This is a genomic window from Streptomyces sp. NPDC002574 (assembly GCF_042889545.1).
Taxonomy (GTDB): domain Bacteria; phylum Actinomycetota; class Actinomycetes; order Streptomycetales; family Streptomycetaceae; genus Actinacidiphila.
Genome location: NZ_JBIARB010000002.1, coordinates 628540 through 645866, shown reverse-complemented (window position 1 = coordinate 645866; position 17327 = coordinate 628540). Strand labels below are relative to the sequence as shown.

Annotated in this window: 12 protein-coding genes; 8 read left to right on the top strand and 4 right to left on the bottom strand. The window is 70.2% G+C overall.

All coding sequences use genetic code 11. From position 1 onward, the window contains the following. Positions 1 to 11 precede the first annotated feature (11 nt). Positions 12 to 1076, top strand: coding sequence for a hypothetical protein (locus ACFYXS_RS06760; RefSeq protein ID WP_389244642.1), 1065 nt, complete (start codon positions 12 to 14; stop codon positions 1074 to 1076). A 334-nt stretch (positions 1077 to 1410) separates the two neighbouring features. On the opposite strand, the gene ACFYXS_RS06755 is transcribed toward ACFYXS_RS06760, so the two are convergent. The 4 genes from ACFYXS_RS06755 to ACFYXS_RS06740 all read right to left on the bottom strand — a co-directional run bounded on the left by ACFYXS_RS06755 (position 1411) and on the right by ACFYXS_RS06740 (position 8260). Further along, entirely contained in the window at positions 1411 to 2577 is a 1167-nt protein-coding gene (locus ACFYXS_RS06755) for an ROK family protein (protein ID WP_389244640.1), read from the bottom strand. Between the two features lie 223 nt (positions 2578 to 2800). Then, the gene (locus tag ACFYXS_RS06750) at positions 2801 to 6106 is read right to left on the bottom strand and encodes a PQQ-dependent sugar dehydrogenase (RefSeq protein WP_389244638.1); all 3306 of its coding nucleotides are present in this window, start codon (positions 6104 to 6106) and stop codon (positions 2801 to 2803) included. Between the two features lie 140 nt (positions 6107 to 6246). After that, positions 6247 to 7215: a sugar phosphate isomerase/epimerase family protein gene (locus tag ACFYXS_RS06745; protein WP_389244636.1), complete on the bottom strand. Its 969-nt coding sequence runs from the start codon at positions 7213 to 7215 to the stop codon at positions 6247 to 6249. A gap of 94 nt (positions 7216 to 7309) precedes the next feature. Beyond that, positions 7310 to 8260 carry a hypothetical protein gene (locus tag ACFYXS_RS06740; RefSeq protein ID WP_389244634.1) on the bottom strand — a complete coding sequence of 317 codons (951 nt, stop codon included), beginning with the start codon at positions 8258 to 8260 and terminating at the stop codon, positions 7310 to 7312. Between the two features lie 645 nt (positions 8261 to 8905). Between ACFYXS_RS06740 and ACFYXS_RS06735 the strand changes: the two genes are divergently transcribed. From ACFYXS_RS06735 to ACFYXS_RS06705, 7 genes are all read left to right on the top strand, one after another. After that, on the top strand, positions 8906 to 9493 hold the full coding sequence (locus ACFYXS_RS06735; RefSeq protein WP_389244632.1) for a hypothetical protein: 588 nt from the start codon (positions 8906 to 8908) through the stop codon (positions 9491 to 9493). Between the two features lie 282 nt (positions 9494 to 9775). After that, positions 9776 to 10420, top strand: a complete 645-nt coding sequence (locus ACFYXS_RS06730) for a transglycosylase SLT domain-containing protein (RefSeq protein WP_389244629.1) — start codon at positions 9776 to 9778, stop codon at positions 10418 to 10420. Positions 10421 to 10615: 195 nt separating this feature from the next. Continuing rightward, positions 10616 to 10951, top strand: a complete 336-nt coding sequence (locus tag ACFYXS_RS06725; RefSeq protein ID WP_389244627.1) for a CATRA system-associated protein — start codon at positions 10616 to 10618, stop codon at positions 10949 to 10951. A gap of 36 nt (positions 10952 to 10987) precedes the next feature. After that, positions 10988 to 12544, top strand: a complete 1557-nt coding sequence (locus ACFYXS_RS06720) for a CATRA conflict system CASPASE/TPR repeat-associated protein (RefSeq protein ID WP_389244625.1) — start codon at positions 10988 to 10990, stop codon at positions 12542 to 12544. Positions 12545 to 12616: 72 nt separating this feature from the next. Further along, complete coding sequence (locus ACFYXS_RS06715) at positions 12617 to 15286, top strand: CHAT domain-containing protein (protein ID WP_389244622.1); 2670 nt, start codon at positions 12617 to 12619, stop codon at positions 15284 to 15286. A 72-nt stretch (positions 15287 to 15358) separates the two neighbouring features. Continuing rightward, the gene (locus ACFYXS_RS06710) at positions 15359 to 16126 is read left to right on the top strand and encodes an NUDIX hydrolase (RefSeq protein WP_389244621.1); all 768 of its coding nucleotides are present in this window, start codon (positions 15359 to 15361) and stop codon (positions 16124 to 16126) included. 238 nt (positions 16127 to 16364) lie between these two features. Continuing rightward, positions 16365 to 17228 (top strand): LLM class F420-dependent oxidoreductase, encoded by an 864-nt coding sequence (locus ACFYXS_RS06705; protein ID WP_389244619.1) that lies wholly within the window; start codon positions 16365 to 16367, stop codon positions 17226 to 17228. Positions 17229 to 17327: the final 99 nt, after the last annotated feature.

Sequence of the window (17327 nt, the reverse complement as noted above, 5' to 3'; positions counted from 1 at the left end):
GGGATGCGGCGATGCAGTTCACTGTCGGTCGACGGATACGGCAGACCGGGCGGCGTTTCCTGGGCGCCGCCGCCGTTGGGGCGGCAGTCATGGCGGCGTGGTTCACGGTGGAAGGGCCCCCGGGCCACCTCACGGACCCTGCGTTCCCCGCGCTTGCCTGCGCCCTGTGCGTGCTTTTGGGAGTGGTGCAATTCGCCCGGCTGCGGAAGCCGTTCCGGCTCGTCATTGACGAGTTCGGAGTGACAACACACGATGGCGCACTGAGCTGGGCGCAGATCGACGCAGTCGCCCTCCGCTACCCGGAACCGGTGTATGGCGAGGACGGAACGCGCTATCCCGCTCCGCTGCTCACGCTCCGGCCCGTCGTGGGTGTCACGTTGCCACGCAATCCCGATCACACCCGCGACGGACGGGTGCGCTACACCCTGCTCGACACCGACAAGCTCGATCAGGGCATTTCCGAGCTCGCCGACGCACTGGCGTATTACGGGGGCGCACGGTTCGAGACGGTCCCGCTCTCTGTGCGGCCTCCCGCACCCCTCATGCGGGCCGACGCGGCGTGGAGCGTTCCCGGGGGCGAGTGGGTGTTCGGCGGCCGAGAGCCAAACGGAACGCGGGTTTTGACCCGGCTCGGCGTCGCCTGCGTACTCACCGTCCCTGCTGGTGCAGTGGCAACCACGTCGGTCGGCCGCTTTGGGACGTTCTGGGCCCTCTGGGGCTGGGCCACGATCATTGCATGGGGGATGACCATCCACTCCTTCCGTCGCTGGAGGCGGCCGCTGCGGCTGCGGATCGGGCCCGGCGGCATCGGGATGCGTGAATACGCCACCGCCGAGTTCTACGTCCCCTGGTCCAAGATTGCCGCGGTTACTCTCGAGACCCGCCCAGGTATCCCGAAGCAGACCATCCAGCTGACCGTCCTGCCCGTCCCCGGCGCCAACCTCGGTCGAGCTCGCACGCACCTCATCGACGGCCACCAGGCCTATGCCCTGGTGCGCCTCGACCGGCTGCATGACGGGGAACACGCAGTCGTCCCCGCTCTTGAGGCTTATGCGGGCGAACGCTTCAGCCGCTGACCGGGGCGCGGCAGGCGGCGGGGGGTGGCCGCCACTTCCCGCACTCGCTGCTGGAACGCCGATGGCGGGCTGAGCGGGCCCTCATCAGCATGGCAGGTCAAATGAAGAGGAAGGGTCCAACGAGCGCTGAGGGCAAGGTCGTCTGGGCCGAGGAGGACATGGCCAGCCCGCTGCCGGTCCCTCTCAGGCGGCCGGGCCGGTCTGCACCGGCGGGACCGATCAGCAAGCAGCACGGCCGTCGGTTCGACGCCGTTCAGCGCCCGCACGCCGGGGAGTCACGACCACGCCTCTGGGACTGGGAATCGGGCTAGGGGCGGTTGCCGAGTTCGTCCTGCTACAGGGGTCTCCCGTAGTCGAGTTCGCTGGCCAGGAGTGCCGCGCCGGCCACTCCGGCGCGCGGGCCGAGTTCTGACAGCACGATCTGCAGGTTCCCGGTGGCGAGCGGCAGCGAGCCCTTGTACACGACGCTGCGGATCTCGGCGAGCAGCAGATGGCCGAGCCCGGAGACGCCGCCGCCGATCACGATCATCGACGGGTTGATGAAACTGACGAGCGTGGCGAGGACTTGCCCCACCCGGTGGCCGCCGTCGCGGATGAGGTTGACGCACGTGACGTCACCGCCGGCGGCGCACTCCGCCACGTCCACGGCGGTGAGGATGCCTTCGGCGACGAGGCGTTCGGCCAGCGCCGTCGACTTCCCCGAACGGGCGGCGTCGGTGGCGTCCCGGGCCAGGGCCACGCCGCCGAAGAACGCCTCCAGGCAGCCGGTTTTGCCGCACGCGCAGACCGGTCCCTCAGCCTCCACCTGGATGTGCCCGATGTCGCCCGCGGACCCCTCCGACCCGCGGTAGATCTGGCCGTGGACCTGCACACCGCAGCCTATGCCGCTGCCGATCTTGACGAACAGCAGGTTGTCGACGGCCTTGGCGACCCCTGCGTACCGCTCGCCGAGGGCCATCACGTTCACGTCGTTGTCCACCACGACCGGGCAGCCGTGCGCGCGGGTGAGGGTGTCCCGGACCGGGAAGCGGTCCCAACCCGGCATGATCGGCGGGGAGACCGAGATCCCCTCCTTGAAGCTGACGGGCCCCGGCAGCCCGATGCCTATGGAGTTGAACCGCACGCATCCGGCCTGGTCCCCCATTTTGTGCAGGAGTTCGTTGACCCTTTCCAGGACTGCCCGCGGGCCTTTGCGGATGTCGGCGGCCTCGGCATAGGAGGCGATCGGTTCCAGACTTCCGTCGGTGATCTCGATGTCGATCGAACTGGCACCGAGATCCACCGCCGCGAACCGGATTTCGGGATCGAGTTGGACCAGAGTGGAAGGGCGGCCACCTCGCGAGGCCGCCCGCCCCGCCTCGAGCACCCTTCCGGCGGCAAGCAGGCGGTCGAGTTCACCCAGCAGCCTCGGCCTCGCCACTTCCAGCTGGTCGGACAGCTGCGCGCGCGACAGCGGCCCGAGGTCGCGCAACAGGCTCAGCACGCGGTACTGGATGCTCACGGGCTCACTTCCTGGGTATCGGCCGAATGTGTGACAAAACGTTAGAGGTCCTACGTCATAAGCGTCAACGGCTTTCACGCAGATCGTCGAAAGTTAAATTCGAAACGATGAAAGCATCGGTGCGCCGAGCGGTTACGGCACCGGAAACCCCGTCCGGGACTGCGCCTTGAGCAGCCGACAGGGTGCTGCCCGCCGCCGTGACGGCCGGGCAGCACCCTTCGCGTCAGCCGGCCAAGCCCCCCTTCACGGCGAGGGCATCACGGGCCAGGGCGGTCCGCGCGGTCGCGTCGGTCACCAGCTTGGTGTCCGCGGCCAGTTGCGCGACCTGGTCCAGGACCGCGGCCGCCTGGTTGGTGCGGCCCGCGTCAGCGTGCGCCCGGGCCTGGTCGAGCCGGACCGTCAGCCGCTGCCGACCCTGCTCGGTCAGCCGGTTTTCCGCACGCAGCTGCGTGATCAGGGTGTCCAGCTCGTCGAAGGAGGTGCGGGTGGTGAAGTGCACCGTGCGCGCCGTGGTGTTGCCCGCCGCGTCGCGGCCCGTGACCACCAGGTCGTGGCCCCCCAGCGGCAAGCGCCACAGGAGCAGCGGCTGCCCCGGGGTGACCGCCGAACCGTCCAGCAGCGCGGTCGCGGTCGGCCCTCCGGAGACGGCGTCGGTGACCGAGACCACCGGCGTCGGGCGCTGGGAGTCACCGTAGTCGGCATCGGCCGTCACACCGGTGACCGTCACCGCGGGTCCGGTCCTGTCGATACGGACGGCGATGGTACCCACCTCGGAGACGTTGTTGGCTGTGTCCGTCGCCCGGTACCGGATGGAACTCATCCCCTCCGTGGAGAGGGTGACCGCGCTGTTCGCGCTCAGCCAGGTCGTTCCGCCGTTGAGCGAGTACTCGCGGCTCTTGACGGCCCCGTTGTCGGTGGCGCTGACGGTCAGCGACACATTGCCGGTGTACCAGCCGTTGCTGCCGGTGGGCTGCGCCGGGTTGAGGGTGGCCGTCACCGTCGGCGGGGTCTTGTCGGCGACGCCGGCCCCCTGGAAGGTGAAGGAGTCCACCTCGACGCCGCCCGAGGACGTGACGTAGAGCTGCCCGGTGCCGGCGGGAGCCGTGCTCAGCGCCGTATTGACCGTCTGCCAGCCGTCACCCGCCGGGACCGTGATCGTGGCGAACGGGTCGGACCTGGGTGTGCCCCAGCGCAGTGACAGGGTTCCGGCGCCGGTGGCACGGGTCTGCACCCCGGTGATGCCGGCGAAGGACACCGGGTCGTAGCCGATCCAGTCGCCGTTGTCGAAAGCGGTCAGCTTGCGCTGCCCGGAGGCGGTGGCGTCATCGGTGATCACGACGCCCTGGGCCGAGTCGTAGTGTTCGCCCTGCATGAGGGCGGGGTTGAGGACGACCTGGGCGTCGCCGGTCGCGGGCGGCACAGAGCCGGCACCCCGGTCGGTGTAGGTGAGGCCGAGGACGCCGAAGACGTTCTCCGTGGCACCGTGGCCCGCGTCGGTCGGGGTGGTGATCGCCCCCGAGCAGCCGGTGCCGCTGGTGACCGGGTGGCCGTGCTGGTTGTGTCCGAGGCCGAACGTCCAGGCGGCCTTGGTGCAGTCGACGTTGGCGCCGTCCTCCGGATCGTCGATCCGGGTGGCGTACGGCACCACGTCGCCCCAGGTGAAGAAGCCGCCGTTGGGCGGTGTGGTGAACGCGACCGTCGGAGCGGTGTTGCCCACGGTGATCTGCTTGCTGGTCAGGCCGGTCTTGCCTTCGGGGTCGGTGACCTTGAGGCGGGCCTGGAGCTGACCGTTGTCGGGATAGGTGCGGGTGGCCGTGGGGCCGGCGGTCTCGAACGTGCCGTTGCCGTCGAGGTCCCACTGGTAGGTGAGGGCGGCGTCCTCCGGGTCGCTGGAGCCCGTGGCGCTGAAGGAGACGGTCAGCGGTGCCTGGCCCGAGGAGGGGCTGGCGCTGATCACCGCGGTGGGGGCCTTGTTGCCTTCGGCGTAGTCGATCCGGTACAGGCCCGCGTCGGGGTTCTGCCGGAAGAAGCCGTCGCCGTAGTCGAGGACGTAGAGCGCGCCGTCGGGGCCGAACTCCAGATCCATGGGGTTGTCCCACGGCGGGATGCCGTTCTCGGACCGTTCGCTGTTGGGGAGGACGTTCTCCAGTTTGGTGACCGGTCCGTCCGGGCCGGCCAGGGTCAGAGCGGCGACGTAGTCCTGGGAGAACTCCCCGAGGAAGGCCTTGCCGTCCCAGTAGGCGGGGAACTTGCCCGGGGCGGGGTTGGACGCGTCGTAGTGGTAGACCGGGCCGCCCATCGGGGCCTGGCCGCCGGGGCCGCCCGGACCGCGGAAGGCGGTCAGTTCCGGCCAGGGCTGGTCGGTGTCGCGGTCGCCGTACCACAAGGTGGCCGCCCTTGACGGGGGCAGTTCGGTGAGGCCGGTGTTCCAGCGGGAGTCGTTGACCGGCGCCGCGCAGTCGAAGGCGGGGCCGGGGGTGAGGGTGGCGAAGTCGAAGTCCCGGTAGGGACGGGTGTTGTCACCGGTGCAGAACGGCCAGCCGCTGTTCATGGCCGTGCTGGTGGTGTTCCACTCGACGTAGCCCATCGGTCCGCGGTTGGCGTCGGCGTTTCCGGCGTCGGGGCCGTAGTCGCCCCACGTCACCGCGCCCGTGGCCTTGTCCACCGCCATCCGGTAGGGGTTGCGCAGGCCCATCACGTAGATCTCGGGACGGGTCTTGTCCGTGCCCACGGGGAACAGGTTGCCGGGCGGGATGGTGTACGTCCCGTCGTCCTGGACGTGGATGCGCAGGATCTTGCCGCGCAGGTCGTTGGTGTTGCCCGAGCCGCGGCGCTCGTCGAGGCCGGGGTTGTAGGTGGCCGCGTCGTTGATCGGCGTGTACCCGTTGACGTTGGGGCCGGACGCGGGGGTGTTGCCGCCGGTGGACAGGTAGAGGTTGCCCTGCGCGTCGAAGTCGACGTCGCCGGCGACATGGCAGCACTGGCCGCGGTTGGTGTTGACGCGAATGATCTCCTGGGCGGTGGACAGGTCGAGCTTGTCCCCCGTCCACTTGAAGCGGGTGAGGGCGTCGTAGCCCTCCCACTGCTTCCAGTACGCGTCGGTCTGCCCGGCGGGCAGCCGCTCGGGGGCCGCGCCGGCGGGAGTGCTCAGCGGCGGCGAGTAGTAGAGGTAGACCCAGTGGTTGGTGGCGAAGTCCGGGTCGAGGGTGACGGTCTGCAGACCCATTTCCGAGTTCTGGTAGACGTCGAGGTGGTTCACGACCTTGGTGATTCCGGTGCCGGGGTCGGTCATCCGCAGATCGCCGTTGCGGGCGGTGTGCAGGACGCGCAGATCGGGCAGCACCGCGAGGTCGATCGGCTCGCCGGTGTCCTTGCTGAGCGTGACCTTCTCGTAGTTCGCCCAGTCCACGGCGGGGTCGGCGGCCGTGCTCGCCTGCTCCGTGTGAGCGTCGTCCGGGTGCGCCTGCGCAGCCGGTGCTAAGGCGAGGCTGCCCAGCATGGGCAGCGATGCCAGGAGCACCCCGGCCATGAGGCCTCTCAGGGTACGGTACACAGTGATGCGTCTCCTTGGTCTGTGCCGGTCAGGAGGTGCGCAGCCGGGCCGGCCCGCCGGTTGCGCCGTGGCAGCGGAACGCAAACGGCGGGCTGTGCCCGGTGGAGTGCCTGCGATCAGGCCAGCAGCCCCTTCAGGGCCGTGAAGCTGCGCTGCGCGGCGCCGAACGAACCCGGCGGGTTGGGCTGGGTGTTGGGCGCGGTGTCCTGCTCCCAGATGCCGACGTGGCTGCCGCGGGCTCCGATGTCCCGGATGAACTGCTGGTACGGCAGGACGCCGGCGCCGAACTCGACGATGGAGTAGCCGTCCGCGCCCGTACTGGCGGCGCCGTCCTTCATGTGGAACAGCGGGTACCGGTAGGGCTGGTTGCGCACGTAGGCCGCGGGGTCGAAGCCCGGCCAGCGGTGCTGGCCCACGTAGGCCCAGTACACGTCCATCTCCAAGTAGACGTAGCGCGGGTCGGTGTTGCGCAGGAAGACGTCGTACAGCCGGACCGACGGCTGGTCGGTGGCGAAGGCGAACTCGCCGGAGTGGTTGTGCTGGTAGAGCTTCAGACCGCGGGCGGCGGCCGCCTGTCCCCAGGCGTTGAACTCGTCCGCGGCGGCGAGGTAGCCGGCGACCGTGTTGGTGTTCGACGGTGCGTTGGCGGTGCCGACGTGCGGCATGCCCAGGATCTCCGCCGCGTCGAGCTGGCCCTGGAGGTTGGAGCGGAAGTCCCCGATGCCGACGTGGCTGCCGATCGCCTTCAGGCCGTTGTCGTCGAGCAGCTGCCGGATCTCCTGGAGCGTGATCTGTCTGCCGAGGATCGAGGTGTTCTGGGTGTACCCCGCGAACTCGATCTCCTTGTAGCCGATGCGTGCCATCTCTTCCAGGACCACCCGGAACCCGAGCGAGGTGACCTTGTCGCGCACGCTGTAGAGCTGCAGGGAGATGCGGTCCTTCGGGATGGACAGGATGCTGGTCGCGGCGGCGGCGGACGGTGCCGTCGCGGCGCCGACGATCGAGGCGGCGGCGACCGCCACGGTGGTGCCGGCGGTGGCCCGCAGGAAGTCCCTGCGGTCGAAGGATTTGTCCAGGTGGCCCACGGTCACTCCTTGGTGGATGGGGCGAAGAAGAGTGGGGTGTGAGGTGTGTGGTGCTGACGGTGGGATGCGCTTCCCGCCCGTGGACGGGCTGGGATCACAGCCCGGTGCCGGCCGCGGCCGCTTCGGCCTCCGCCTGCGCGGTACGCTCCGCCACCTTCGCGGCGAGGTCGGCGCCGCGGTCCTGCGGGGCCGCCTTGGCGGCCCGGGCGAGCGACGCCGAGGGCGCGGTGGTGGTCGCGGCGATGCCGCCGCGCACGCGGGCCAGCTCGCCCACCTGGAGGGCGGGGCTGTTGTCGCTGGCGGTGAGCTTGCCGCGGACGATGGTGTTGTCCAGGACCGCGTTCGCGTTGTTACCGGTGACCGCGAGGTCGCCGCCGAGGTAGGTGGCCTGGGCGCAGGAACTGAGCGGGCCGTCACCGCCGAGCTGGAGGGTGTCGGAGTTGTTCCGGTAAGCCGTGTCGCCCTCGACTTCGCTGGCGCACAGGACGCCGCCGAGCGTGTTGGCGCTCACGGTGAGCGTCTTGTCGACCGTGCTGTCGTAGACGTCGGTGTAGAGGTTCGCGTCGCCGGAGACGGCGCCGGAGACCGTGGTGCCCGAGATGTACAACTCGCCCGAGGAGGCTCTGACGTCTCCCTTGACCGTCGCGTCGACGCTGTACAGGAAGCCGCCGACGGCCGAGATCCCGCCGCCGGCAGCGGTGTTCTGCACGTGCACGCCGAATGCTCCCTGCTCGGTCACCGCGCCCTTGACGGTGCTGTCGGTGATGTCCAGGTAGGCGTTGTTCCCGACGGCGACGGTGCTGTTGAAGGTGACGTCCTTCGCGACGAGGTCGGCGCCGGCCTCGATCGTCACCGCGCCCTTGACCTTCGTTCCGGTCAGCGTGCACGACGCACCGGCCGGCACCACGAGGGTCCCGTTGACGGTGACGGCTCCGCCCTCTCCCACACAGGTGGTCGTGAGCGCCGCCTGCGCGGGCGCCGCGATCGCGAACAGGCCTCCTGAGGCCACCAACGAGGCTGCAACGAGGCAAGAACGAATCTTCATGGAGCTTCCCTTCTGCTGCTGTTACGGCTGCGGCGACATGCCGCGGCCGGGAACCCCCGCCACGGCGGGCGGGGTGCTGCGGAGTGCGGGACATCTGTCACGACGGAAAGCCGCTGCTCACGGCGGGCGGGAGCTCGGTTTCTCGTCGGCGGTAGGGACGCGTCGCATATGGCCCCGGCATGCGGGGTGGGTAGCAAGGGCGCACTGGCGTTACATCGACGCAACATTGCGTCGGTCGGCTGGAACGCTAACCGCGGTCCCCAGTGGTGTCCAGATGTTCGGACGGAGTCGCCCCAAACTTTTTGGCGAACCGTCAAAAGATCGCTGTCAACCGCGAATTGAAAGCACGAAATGTTGGATAGCGTCTTGACAGCGATGACGCTCTGCCGCACGCTCATGACGCTTCGCCACCAAGTCGGCGGTTCCAGGCACCGTCGTCATCCCTGACAGGAGGGATCATGCCGACCGGATCGTGGATCAAGGGCGCCCGTGACTCCGCCGCCACCATGGCGACTCCCGGTCCACCCTGATCCGGCAGCGATCGAAGCCGCCCTGATTCTCGGCGTGACAGAGACCGCATCTGCCGGGCCCGGCGACCTGATAAGAACTGGCGAGCGCCGCGTCCCTCGCCGCAGAATTCTCGGCGTGACGGAGACCGCATCTGCCGAAGAACACACCCCGGACGGGCTGCTGGGCTGGTGCCTGGTGGCCAATGTGCCGCGAGAGACCGCGCACGGCGAGAGCGGCCTCGACATCCAGCACGGCACGAAGCACTTCCGCGCGGGCACCCTGCTGTGGCTCCCGCCCGTCCGCTGGGACTCCGGCCACGGTCGCCGGCCTGCGGTGGGCCGGCACCGAGGCAACAGCCGCCGGTACGTCCACATGATCGTTCGCGCGGACGACCTGGAGAACTTTCGGGTCAAGGGTGTGTACAGCGAAGCTCTGGTGCGCAGCCTCAACGGCTACGCCCACGATCCGGCAGCAGCCCCGCGGACCCTGCAGAACCCCTGGTCCCGTGAGCAGGCCCAGAACTGGGCCGACCACTGCAACCGCCACCGGGAGCCCCTCTTCTTGGAAGGCCACCGCTACGCCCACACGAGGATCTCCGTTCCCAACCCTCCGCCGGCCGAGATCCGGATCGACGGCGAGACCTTCCACCTCGCCCGCTACGGCACCAGAGGAGCTCACTACAGCCGCACGCCCCCTCCCGTGGAATGGGCCCCCGAGCAGTGATCCGTTGGCGACACAACTGCCCCACGGAGAAAGGTGACTTTGCATTGCGCAGTCGTATCCGGCTAGGGCAGGCTGTCGCTCTGTAAGGCCCTGCCCATGGCTCACCCGTACCCGACACATGTGCTGACAGCAGAATCGAACAGTGCGCCGTGGGCCGCCCGCGCTGCATCAGCGGGCTCCCGCCTCCGAGGGGAGCCCGCACCGGTGCACGATGAAGCCGGATCGAAGGGGCGTGTCCACGTCCGTGAGGTCACCGAGCGGGCGTCGCTGGAAGGAAACCGTGTGAGCCGGATCTCGGCCCGGGGATTCGCGGTGGCTTCGGCCACCGCTGTCACCACCGTGGGCGCTGTCGTCGGTGTCGCCTCTGGTAGCGAGCAGCCGGACCTGCAGCCGGTCGCCGCCGCCGACGCGACGACCGTTCTCGCGGACATACCCGCCGGCCAGCAGGTTCAGCAGGCCTCGCTCACACAGCAGGTGCAGGCGCAGACGGACGCCGCCGACGCGACCACGCGCAAGACAGCCGAGGAGTCCGCCCGTAGGCAGGCCGCCAAGGACGCCACCGCCCGCAAGGAGGCCGAGAAGCAGGCCGAAGAGAAGCGGAGAGCCGCCGCCCTGGTACTGAAGGCGTCCTCATCCACCGCCGAAGTCCAGGCGATGGCGCGTGAGATCATAGGCGACCCCTCCCAGTTCCAGTGCTTCTCCAACATCGTCACGCGCGAGAGCGGATGGAACTACACCGCGACGAACTCCTCGTCCGGCGCGTACGGGCTCGTCCAAGCCCTGCCCGGCTCCAAAATGTCCACCGCGGGCGCCGACTGGCAGACCAACCCGCGCACCCAGATCAAATGGGGCCTGAACTACATGAACCACGCCTACGGCAGTCCTTGCGACGCCTGGTCCTTCTGGCAGGCCAACCACTGGTACTGAGGGTTCGTTCCAACAGCACAGCCCGTCCCCGCCTCGTACGACGCCGACCGCCTCCAGCAGGGTCCACCCCTCGAGCTCCGCCGTTCGCTGACACTGAGTCTCTGGGGAATTCCGGCCGCGCACGAGCGTCGGGCGATATCCTTGAGGCCTGCTTTCCGGAAGCGGATGGCGGGGAGCCAGCAACGGGGGCCACCAATGGATGCTGACGTGCGGCGGCGGGTCGTCAACCGGCTGCGGTCGCTCGACGACTGGCTCTTGTCGGCCGAGGCCTGGCTCGACGTGGGAAGGGTGCTCGGGGACCTGGAAGCGGCGGTTGCCGCGGACTCCGCCAGTGCGGTCGACGAGACGCTCACGAGACTGCAGGCGCTGGAGTCCTCCTTGCGTGCCCAGTCCCTGCCCGGTACCCGGAAGACCCTCATTCCCCCGGACCGGCGCGAGCAGCGCAACGTCCTGGTCGGCAGACTCACCCTCGATCTGGACTGCTCGGCCGAACAGCGCAACGCAAGCGGCACGACGCCCCCGACCGGCTGAGCGTCTTCGCCTACGTGTGGAAGCGGGTGGCGCCTGGTGCACCGGTTCGTCAAACCGTCGCTGATCATCACATGCTTCGTGCCGGCGGTACCGGAGCCGGGAGACACGTCCGCGCGCGAGTACCTCGCACGCCTGTGGGACGCGTGCGGCATGCTCGGTATGACGGCGGCGTTCGGTGGACTGCCGTTGTCCGCCCGGCCCTTCTCGGGTTCCGCCGTCCCCGCCGCCGAGTTCACCGTCCTGGCCGCGGCGACGCGGGAGGACGGCCCCGGCATCCACGCCGCCTATGCGTTCGCGGAGCACGACGTACTGGGTCTGGTCGCCCTGCTCGCGCCCAACGACCTCGATGCCGGTCTTGAGCAGTGGACCACGTTGCTGGACCAGTGGTCGGCCGCCCTGACCGCCGCAGGCGTCACCGGCCTCCCACCGGCCACGATCCTGGGCGAGTACCGCGTGTTCACGGCGCTGTACCGGGGAGGGACGCCCCGGTCACAGCGGTCCATGGCCGAATCGGTCCGGCACCACGTGCCGTCGCCCGGCGGGGGTGACGAGACCTGGTGGCGCGGGCACGACGTCACGGAGCACGGGTTCTCGGTCTGGCGGACCGGCGGTGAAGGCCTGGGCGACCCGGGAGCGGTGGTGAGCGACTTCTGCGTCCTGGCCCCGCTCCGCGCCGAGGCCGCACTGGACGAGTGGGCCTGGGCGGCCGACGGCGAGAGCGGTCTGCGGCCTCTGACGCACTATCTGACGCACGCCGCCAAGGCCGGCTACGAGGCTCGCCGTTACCACGCGTTCGCCTCCAAGGAACCCCTGCACGCACGCCGGGCCCACAGCGACCGGGAGAGCGTGGCCCTGCTGCGTGCTCTGCAGCCCACCGCCGCCGGCGAACCGGTCAGTCTGCAGGACGTCCTGGCCGCGGCCGCCATGCTGGACCGGACCCAACTCGGGCCGCACGGAATGCTCTGGACGATCACCCAGCATCGCGACCTGTCCCGCACGGTCAGTATCGCGATCTCGAACATGGGCCTGTACGCGCCCCGGTTACGCCGCGTCGGTGCCGGCCTGTCCTGGCCCGAGCGCGACCTGGCCGCGGCCGAAGCCCTCATCGCCCAGGTCCACAACGATCTGGAGTATCTGTCGGCCGCCCGCGAACGAGCCGAGGCGGCGCGGGCCGCGGCCACCGCGGTCACCGACCGGGCACTGAACGAGTACCGGAACCGGCTGAGCCTGGTGCAGACCTCGGTACTGGGGTCCCTGCTCACCGCGCTGACCGTCGTACAGACCCTCCACTACGACCTTCCGCTCCCGAAGGTCGCCCGGTTGCCGACCATCCTCGTCCTCACGGCTGTGGCGCTGTTCCTTCCGCTGGCCGTGCTCAGGCAAGCCGCGGTCTCCGCGGTCCGTCTCCCCTACCACTGGATCGACTCGGCGGCTGCGGGCCTTCTCGGATCCTCGACATGCTGGCTGGCGCTGACGGTGTGGCGCCTGCACAGCGGTGACGCCCCGCTGCCCCCCGCGGTGACCACGTCCGCATGCGTGGCCGTCGGGCTCGCCGTCACCGCGGCGGCCCACCGGGCGGCCCGCCGCCGCTGACTCCCCCGGTGCGTCCTCGACCCCGACTGCCGACCCCCACCCGTCCTCACAGAAGCGGGAGCCGAACAGGCCATGCCCCAGTCGACGAGCCCACAGCCGGAAGACTCCGTCACGGCCATCCTCGGTCTGATCGGCGAACTGGATGTCGAGGACCTCATCCTCCGTTTCGACGTGGACTTCGACGTTCCCATGCGGCAGGACGACGCGGTGCGCCTCCTGCGGCTGGCCGTGGAGTCCGGCCAGGGCCGGCCGGACGACATCACAGCCGTCGCCCGCCGGGTGGGCGCCCACTGGTGCGAGATCGTCCGCGCGGACGTGGCCTACAGGCTGTTCACCGGCCTGCAGCTCATCAAGGCCTCACGATCCGACGCCCTGCTGCTCCACGACCTCCACCTCCGCCGCGAACTGCCGGCGGACGACCACTTCGCCCAGTACGCGGTCGCCCGGTGGTTCGACGGGCAGGGCCGGATCCGGTACCGGCTGGGCAGCTTCACCTCCGCCCGTATCTCCTTCGGGACCGCCGTGGACATCGCGCAGCAGGCCGGACTGTGGTGGGCCGTGCCGGATCTGACCAGCAATCGCGAACGCGCACGGTTCGAGGAGCAGGGGCAGCCGATCCGGGACGTGGGGAAGCGATCCGCCACGGCCGGGTTCGTCACGGAACTCGAATCGGTCCTCGGACAGATCGAGGAACTGGCCCGCCTCCACGGCGTCGGCCTCGTCACTCCCCCGACGCCCGACACTCCCCGCCGCCACCGCGAGTTCCTGCGCGGATACTCCAACGCGCTCCACAACCTCGCCATGGCGCTCCGGGAAGCCGGCCGGCCCGCACAATCACTGGCGACCACGTCGCGCTCCCTGGCGATCTCCCAAGGGCTCGCGGACGCCTACCGGATCGCGCAGTCACGCACCAATCAGGCGCTGTGCGACCCGGACAACGCCCAGCAGCACTTCGAGGAGCTGCTGACCCTCCCGTGGCGCCGCGGAAGGGCCATCGCCCGGCAGAATCTCGCGCTCCGCGCCGGCGGCGCCCCGGGGCTGGCGCAGCTGCGGCAGCTCCTGGACGAGATCGAGCGGGACGACTCCGCGGACGGGCATCACGCCGGCCTGGACGTCGACTTCTACGCCTACACCGTGCGCGGATACCAGCGCACCGCCGAAGCACTCCCGCCCGCGAGCCGTCCGCAGGACGTCCTCAACCGCCGGCTGGGACTGGCGCGTTCGGTGCGGTCGGCCATCGCCCTGCCCGCCTACAAGCGGACGTACGCGCGCCACATGCGGCCGGCGTTCCTGCATGCCATCGCCGACGCCGTGTCGCGCGGGCACGACGGGCAGGCGGACCAGGAAAGGATCCTCTCCCTGGTCGAGGAGTCCGCCGGCCGTGAACTGCTGGACCTGCTCGCCTCCTCGCACCCCTCCGCCCTCAAGCCGCCCGCCCACCACATCGCCGGGTCCCCCCTGCCCGAGGCCACCGGCACCGCTCCCGGGGTGCGCCCCGCGCTCCGGTCCGCTCCGCCCGAGCTGGCACAGGCCCTGCGCGAGGTGCTCGCAGAACGCGAGCGGGAATACGAAGAGCGGTTCCTGGACGCCCCGTTGACGTCCGTTCCGCACGACGAGGACATCGCGCACCGCCTCGTCCAGTACACCCTCAACCATCCGGGCTCCTGCGTGGTGCGCTACTTCCGCTACGCCGCGCCCGACGGCGTGGCCGCCGGTGCCGGACCGGTCCCCGACTCGCTCGGCATCACCGTCTGCCGGGACGGACGGCTGACGACCGTGCCGGGCATCGCCTACGAGGACGTGACCCGCCTGGCCGAGCAGGTCTGGGCCGACGTGTCCGACCCGGCCTCACCGTGGCCCTCCGAGGCGACCTGCCGCCGCGTGTGGGATCTGCTCGTCGCACCCGTATGGGACCGCGTCCACGACGGTGGCGCCATCACCCATCTCACCCTGATCCCCACGGACCACGTCTTCGCCATCCCGCTCCACGTCGCCGTGGGCCCCGGCGACACACGGCCGCTGGCAGCACGGGTCCCGCTCTCCCACTCCGTCAGCGTGGCCGCCTTCGTCACCCAGGGGCGTCACCTGCTCAAGCGCCAGCTCATGGAACACGACGACGACCTGGCGGCCCTGCTGTCCACCGACGCCGACGCCTCGGGCCGTGAACTGATCGGCACGGGCTGGCACCGCGACCACGTCATCGTGGCCGGAACACCTCCGCAGGGCCTGGAGCACACCATGCCGGCCCACGCCGCCGACTGGGACGGCCTCAGCGCCCTCGTCGCCAAGGAGCCGGAATTCTTCGTGTACGCCGGCCACGGCACCTACCTGGAGGGCCCGGAGGCATCCGGTCCCATGCTCCACCTCGGCAGCCAGGACGTGCTGACCCAGTTCGACCTCGCCCTGCGCGTGACCTTGCCGCGCAACAAACTGACCGTCCTGGGTGCCTGCGTGGCGGGACAGGGCATGCGCTCCGACGGCGGCGACGTCCTGGGGTTCATGCGCTCCCTGATCATCAGCGGTGCCGGAGCCGTCTGCCTGCCCCTGTGGTACGTCCTGGACATCGCGATGGTCGAGACCGTACGCGCTCTCCTCAAAGGGAGCAGACAGGTCCTGGGCGATGGCGACACCGCACCCTTCGACGTCGTCCAAGCCCTCCACGAGCACTACCTCCGCGTCGTGGACGACTACCCGAACCTGGCCGGCCGCATCCAGCACACGCCGCTGGCCCTGTACCTGTGACGTCCCCGCGGCACCACGCCGCGGACGCGGCCCGGAACCGACACGGCAGAACCGCACGAGACGAGGAGACACATGACGCAGGCCGAATCCGAGAACGACCGGGTAAGGGAGCGCAGGCAGGCACGGCTGAGCGCCTACACCGCCTTGCGGGAGCAGCGGCCGGAGCTCTTCACGAACCCCCCGGACGCCGCCTACGAAATCCTCCTGGACCGGGCCGACCAGGACCGCGTGACACGGGAAGTCGGCGAACTGGCCGTAGCGTTCGGCTTCCCCGAGGAATGCGCCGACATCGGCGTCGTGTACCGCGACCCCTACGTCTGCATGGTCCGTGACGCCGTGCGCTTCCGCTCCGGGCGCCTCAACACCTACATCCGCTTCGTCCCCGTGGGCGCGCAAGGGGGCGCCGCGGTCCTACCGGTCCTGGACGACGGCAGGATCGTCCTGCTCCACCACTTCCGGCACGCCGACCGCGACTGGCACTGGGAGATCCCCCGCGGATTCGGCGCCCCGGACGAGGAGGCCGCCACCACCGCACGCCGTGAACTGCTCGAGGAACTCGGCGGAAAGGTCACCGAGATGGTCCATCTCGGCGAGATCGCCACCGACACGGGCCTGCACAGCGGCCGCGACCAGCTGTATCTCGCCCGCCTGGCCTCGTCCTCGTTCTCCTCCACTCCCGGTCCCGACGCACGCGAGGAGGGAATCGACGCCTTCCGGGCCCTCACCCCCGACGACATGCGCTCCACACTCGCCCAAGGGGGCATCCATGACGCATTCACCCTGGCAGCCTGGGGCCTCGCCACCGCCCGGGGACTGCTGCCCACCAGCACGGCCCCCTGACCTGGGCGTCCGCCCTGCCTCGGTCGATGCGTGACCGAAGAGGTCCGGGACGGCGGTTCCGGCCGGGGTTGGCGGCCGTCGGGCCTCGGCTCGACGTCCTGGGACAGGACACAGCCCGGACACGAGCCGCGCCCTCGTCCGTCCGGGTGGCACGTGGCGCCGGCTCCACACGCGGCGTGGCCACGCCGCCCGGACCCGCCCGCGCTTCCCACCTAGGGTGACGCCGAGGAGGTGACGGATGCGAGTGGGTCTGCACGCGCTCGGCATCGGTGACGGTGCCCGTCCGGAGGTCGTCAGGGCGGTGGCCACCGCCGCCGAGGCGCACGGCTTCGCCAGGCTCTGGTGCGGTGAGCACGTGGTACTGGTGGACAGCCCCGCCTCCCGCTACCCCTACTCCGCGGACGGCCGGATCGCCGTCCCCCCGGACGCGGACTGGCTGGACCCGCTGCTCGCCCTGACCTTCGCGGCAGCCGTCACCAGCCGCATCGAGCTCGCCACCGGCATGCTCCTGCTGCCCGAGCACAACCCCGTCGTGGTCGCCAAACAGGCCGCCACTCTCGACGTGCTCTCAGCCGGGCGGTTCAGCCTCGGGGTCGGGGCCGGCTGGTCCGCGGAGGAATTCGCGGCGCTCGGTGTCCCTTTCACCAGACGCGGGCAGCGCACCGAGGAGTACCTCGCCGCGATGCGCGCCTTGTGGACCGAGGACCCGGCCTCCTTCACAGGAGAGTTCATCCGCTTCGACGCGATCCGCGTCAACCCGAAACCGCTGCGCGACGGCCGGCTCCCCGTGATCGTCGGCGGCAACAGCGACACCGCCCTGCGCCGCGCGGTCGGGCACGGCGACGGCTGGTACGGCTTCAACGTCCCGGCAGCCGACGTCCTCTCGCATGTGGGCGTCCTCGCCGACGAATGCACCCGCCAGGGCCGGGCTCTCCACGACCTGACCATCGCCGTCGCGTTGAGCGACGGCACACCGGAACACCTGCCCGCCCTCGCCGCTGCGGGCGTCTCAGAGCTCGTCATCACCGGCACGCCCCCGCCCACTCCGGACGCCGCGGCCGCCTGGACCGCAGAACTCGCCAAAACCTGGATCAACCGGTAACAGCGACTGCGCGGTGATGCTGCACGCGGCCGACCACATCGCGGTCATGAACCCCGGCCACATCGTCGAGACAGGCGCAGCCGAGGACCGCTTCGCCGA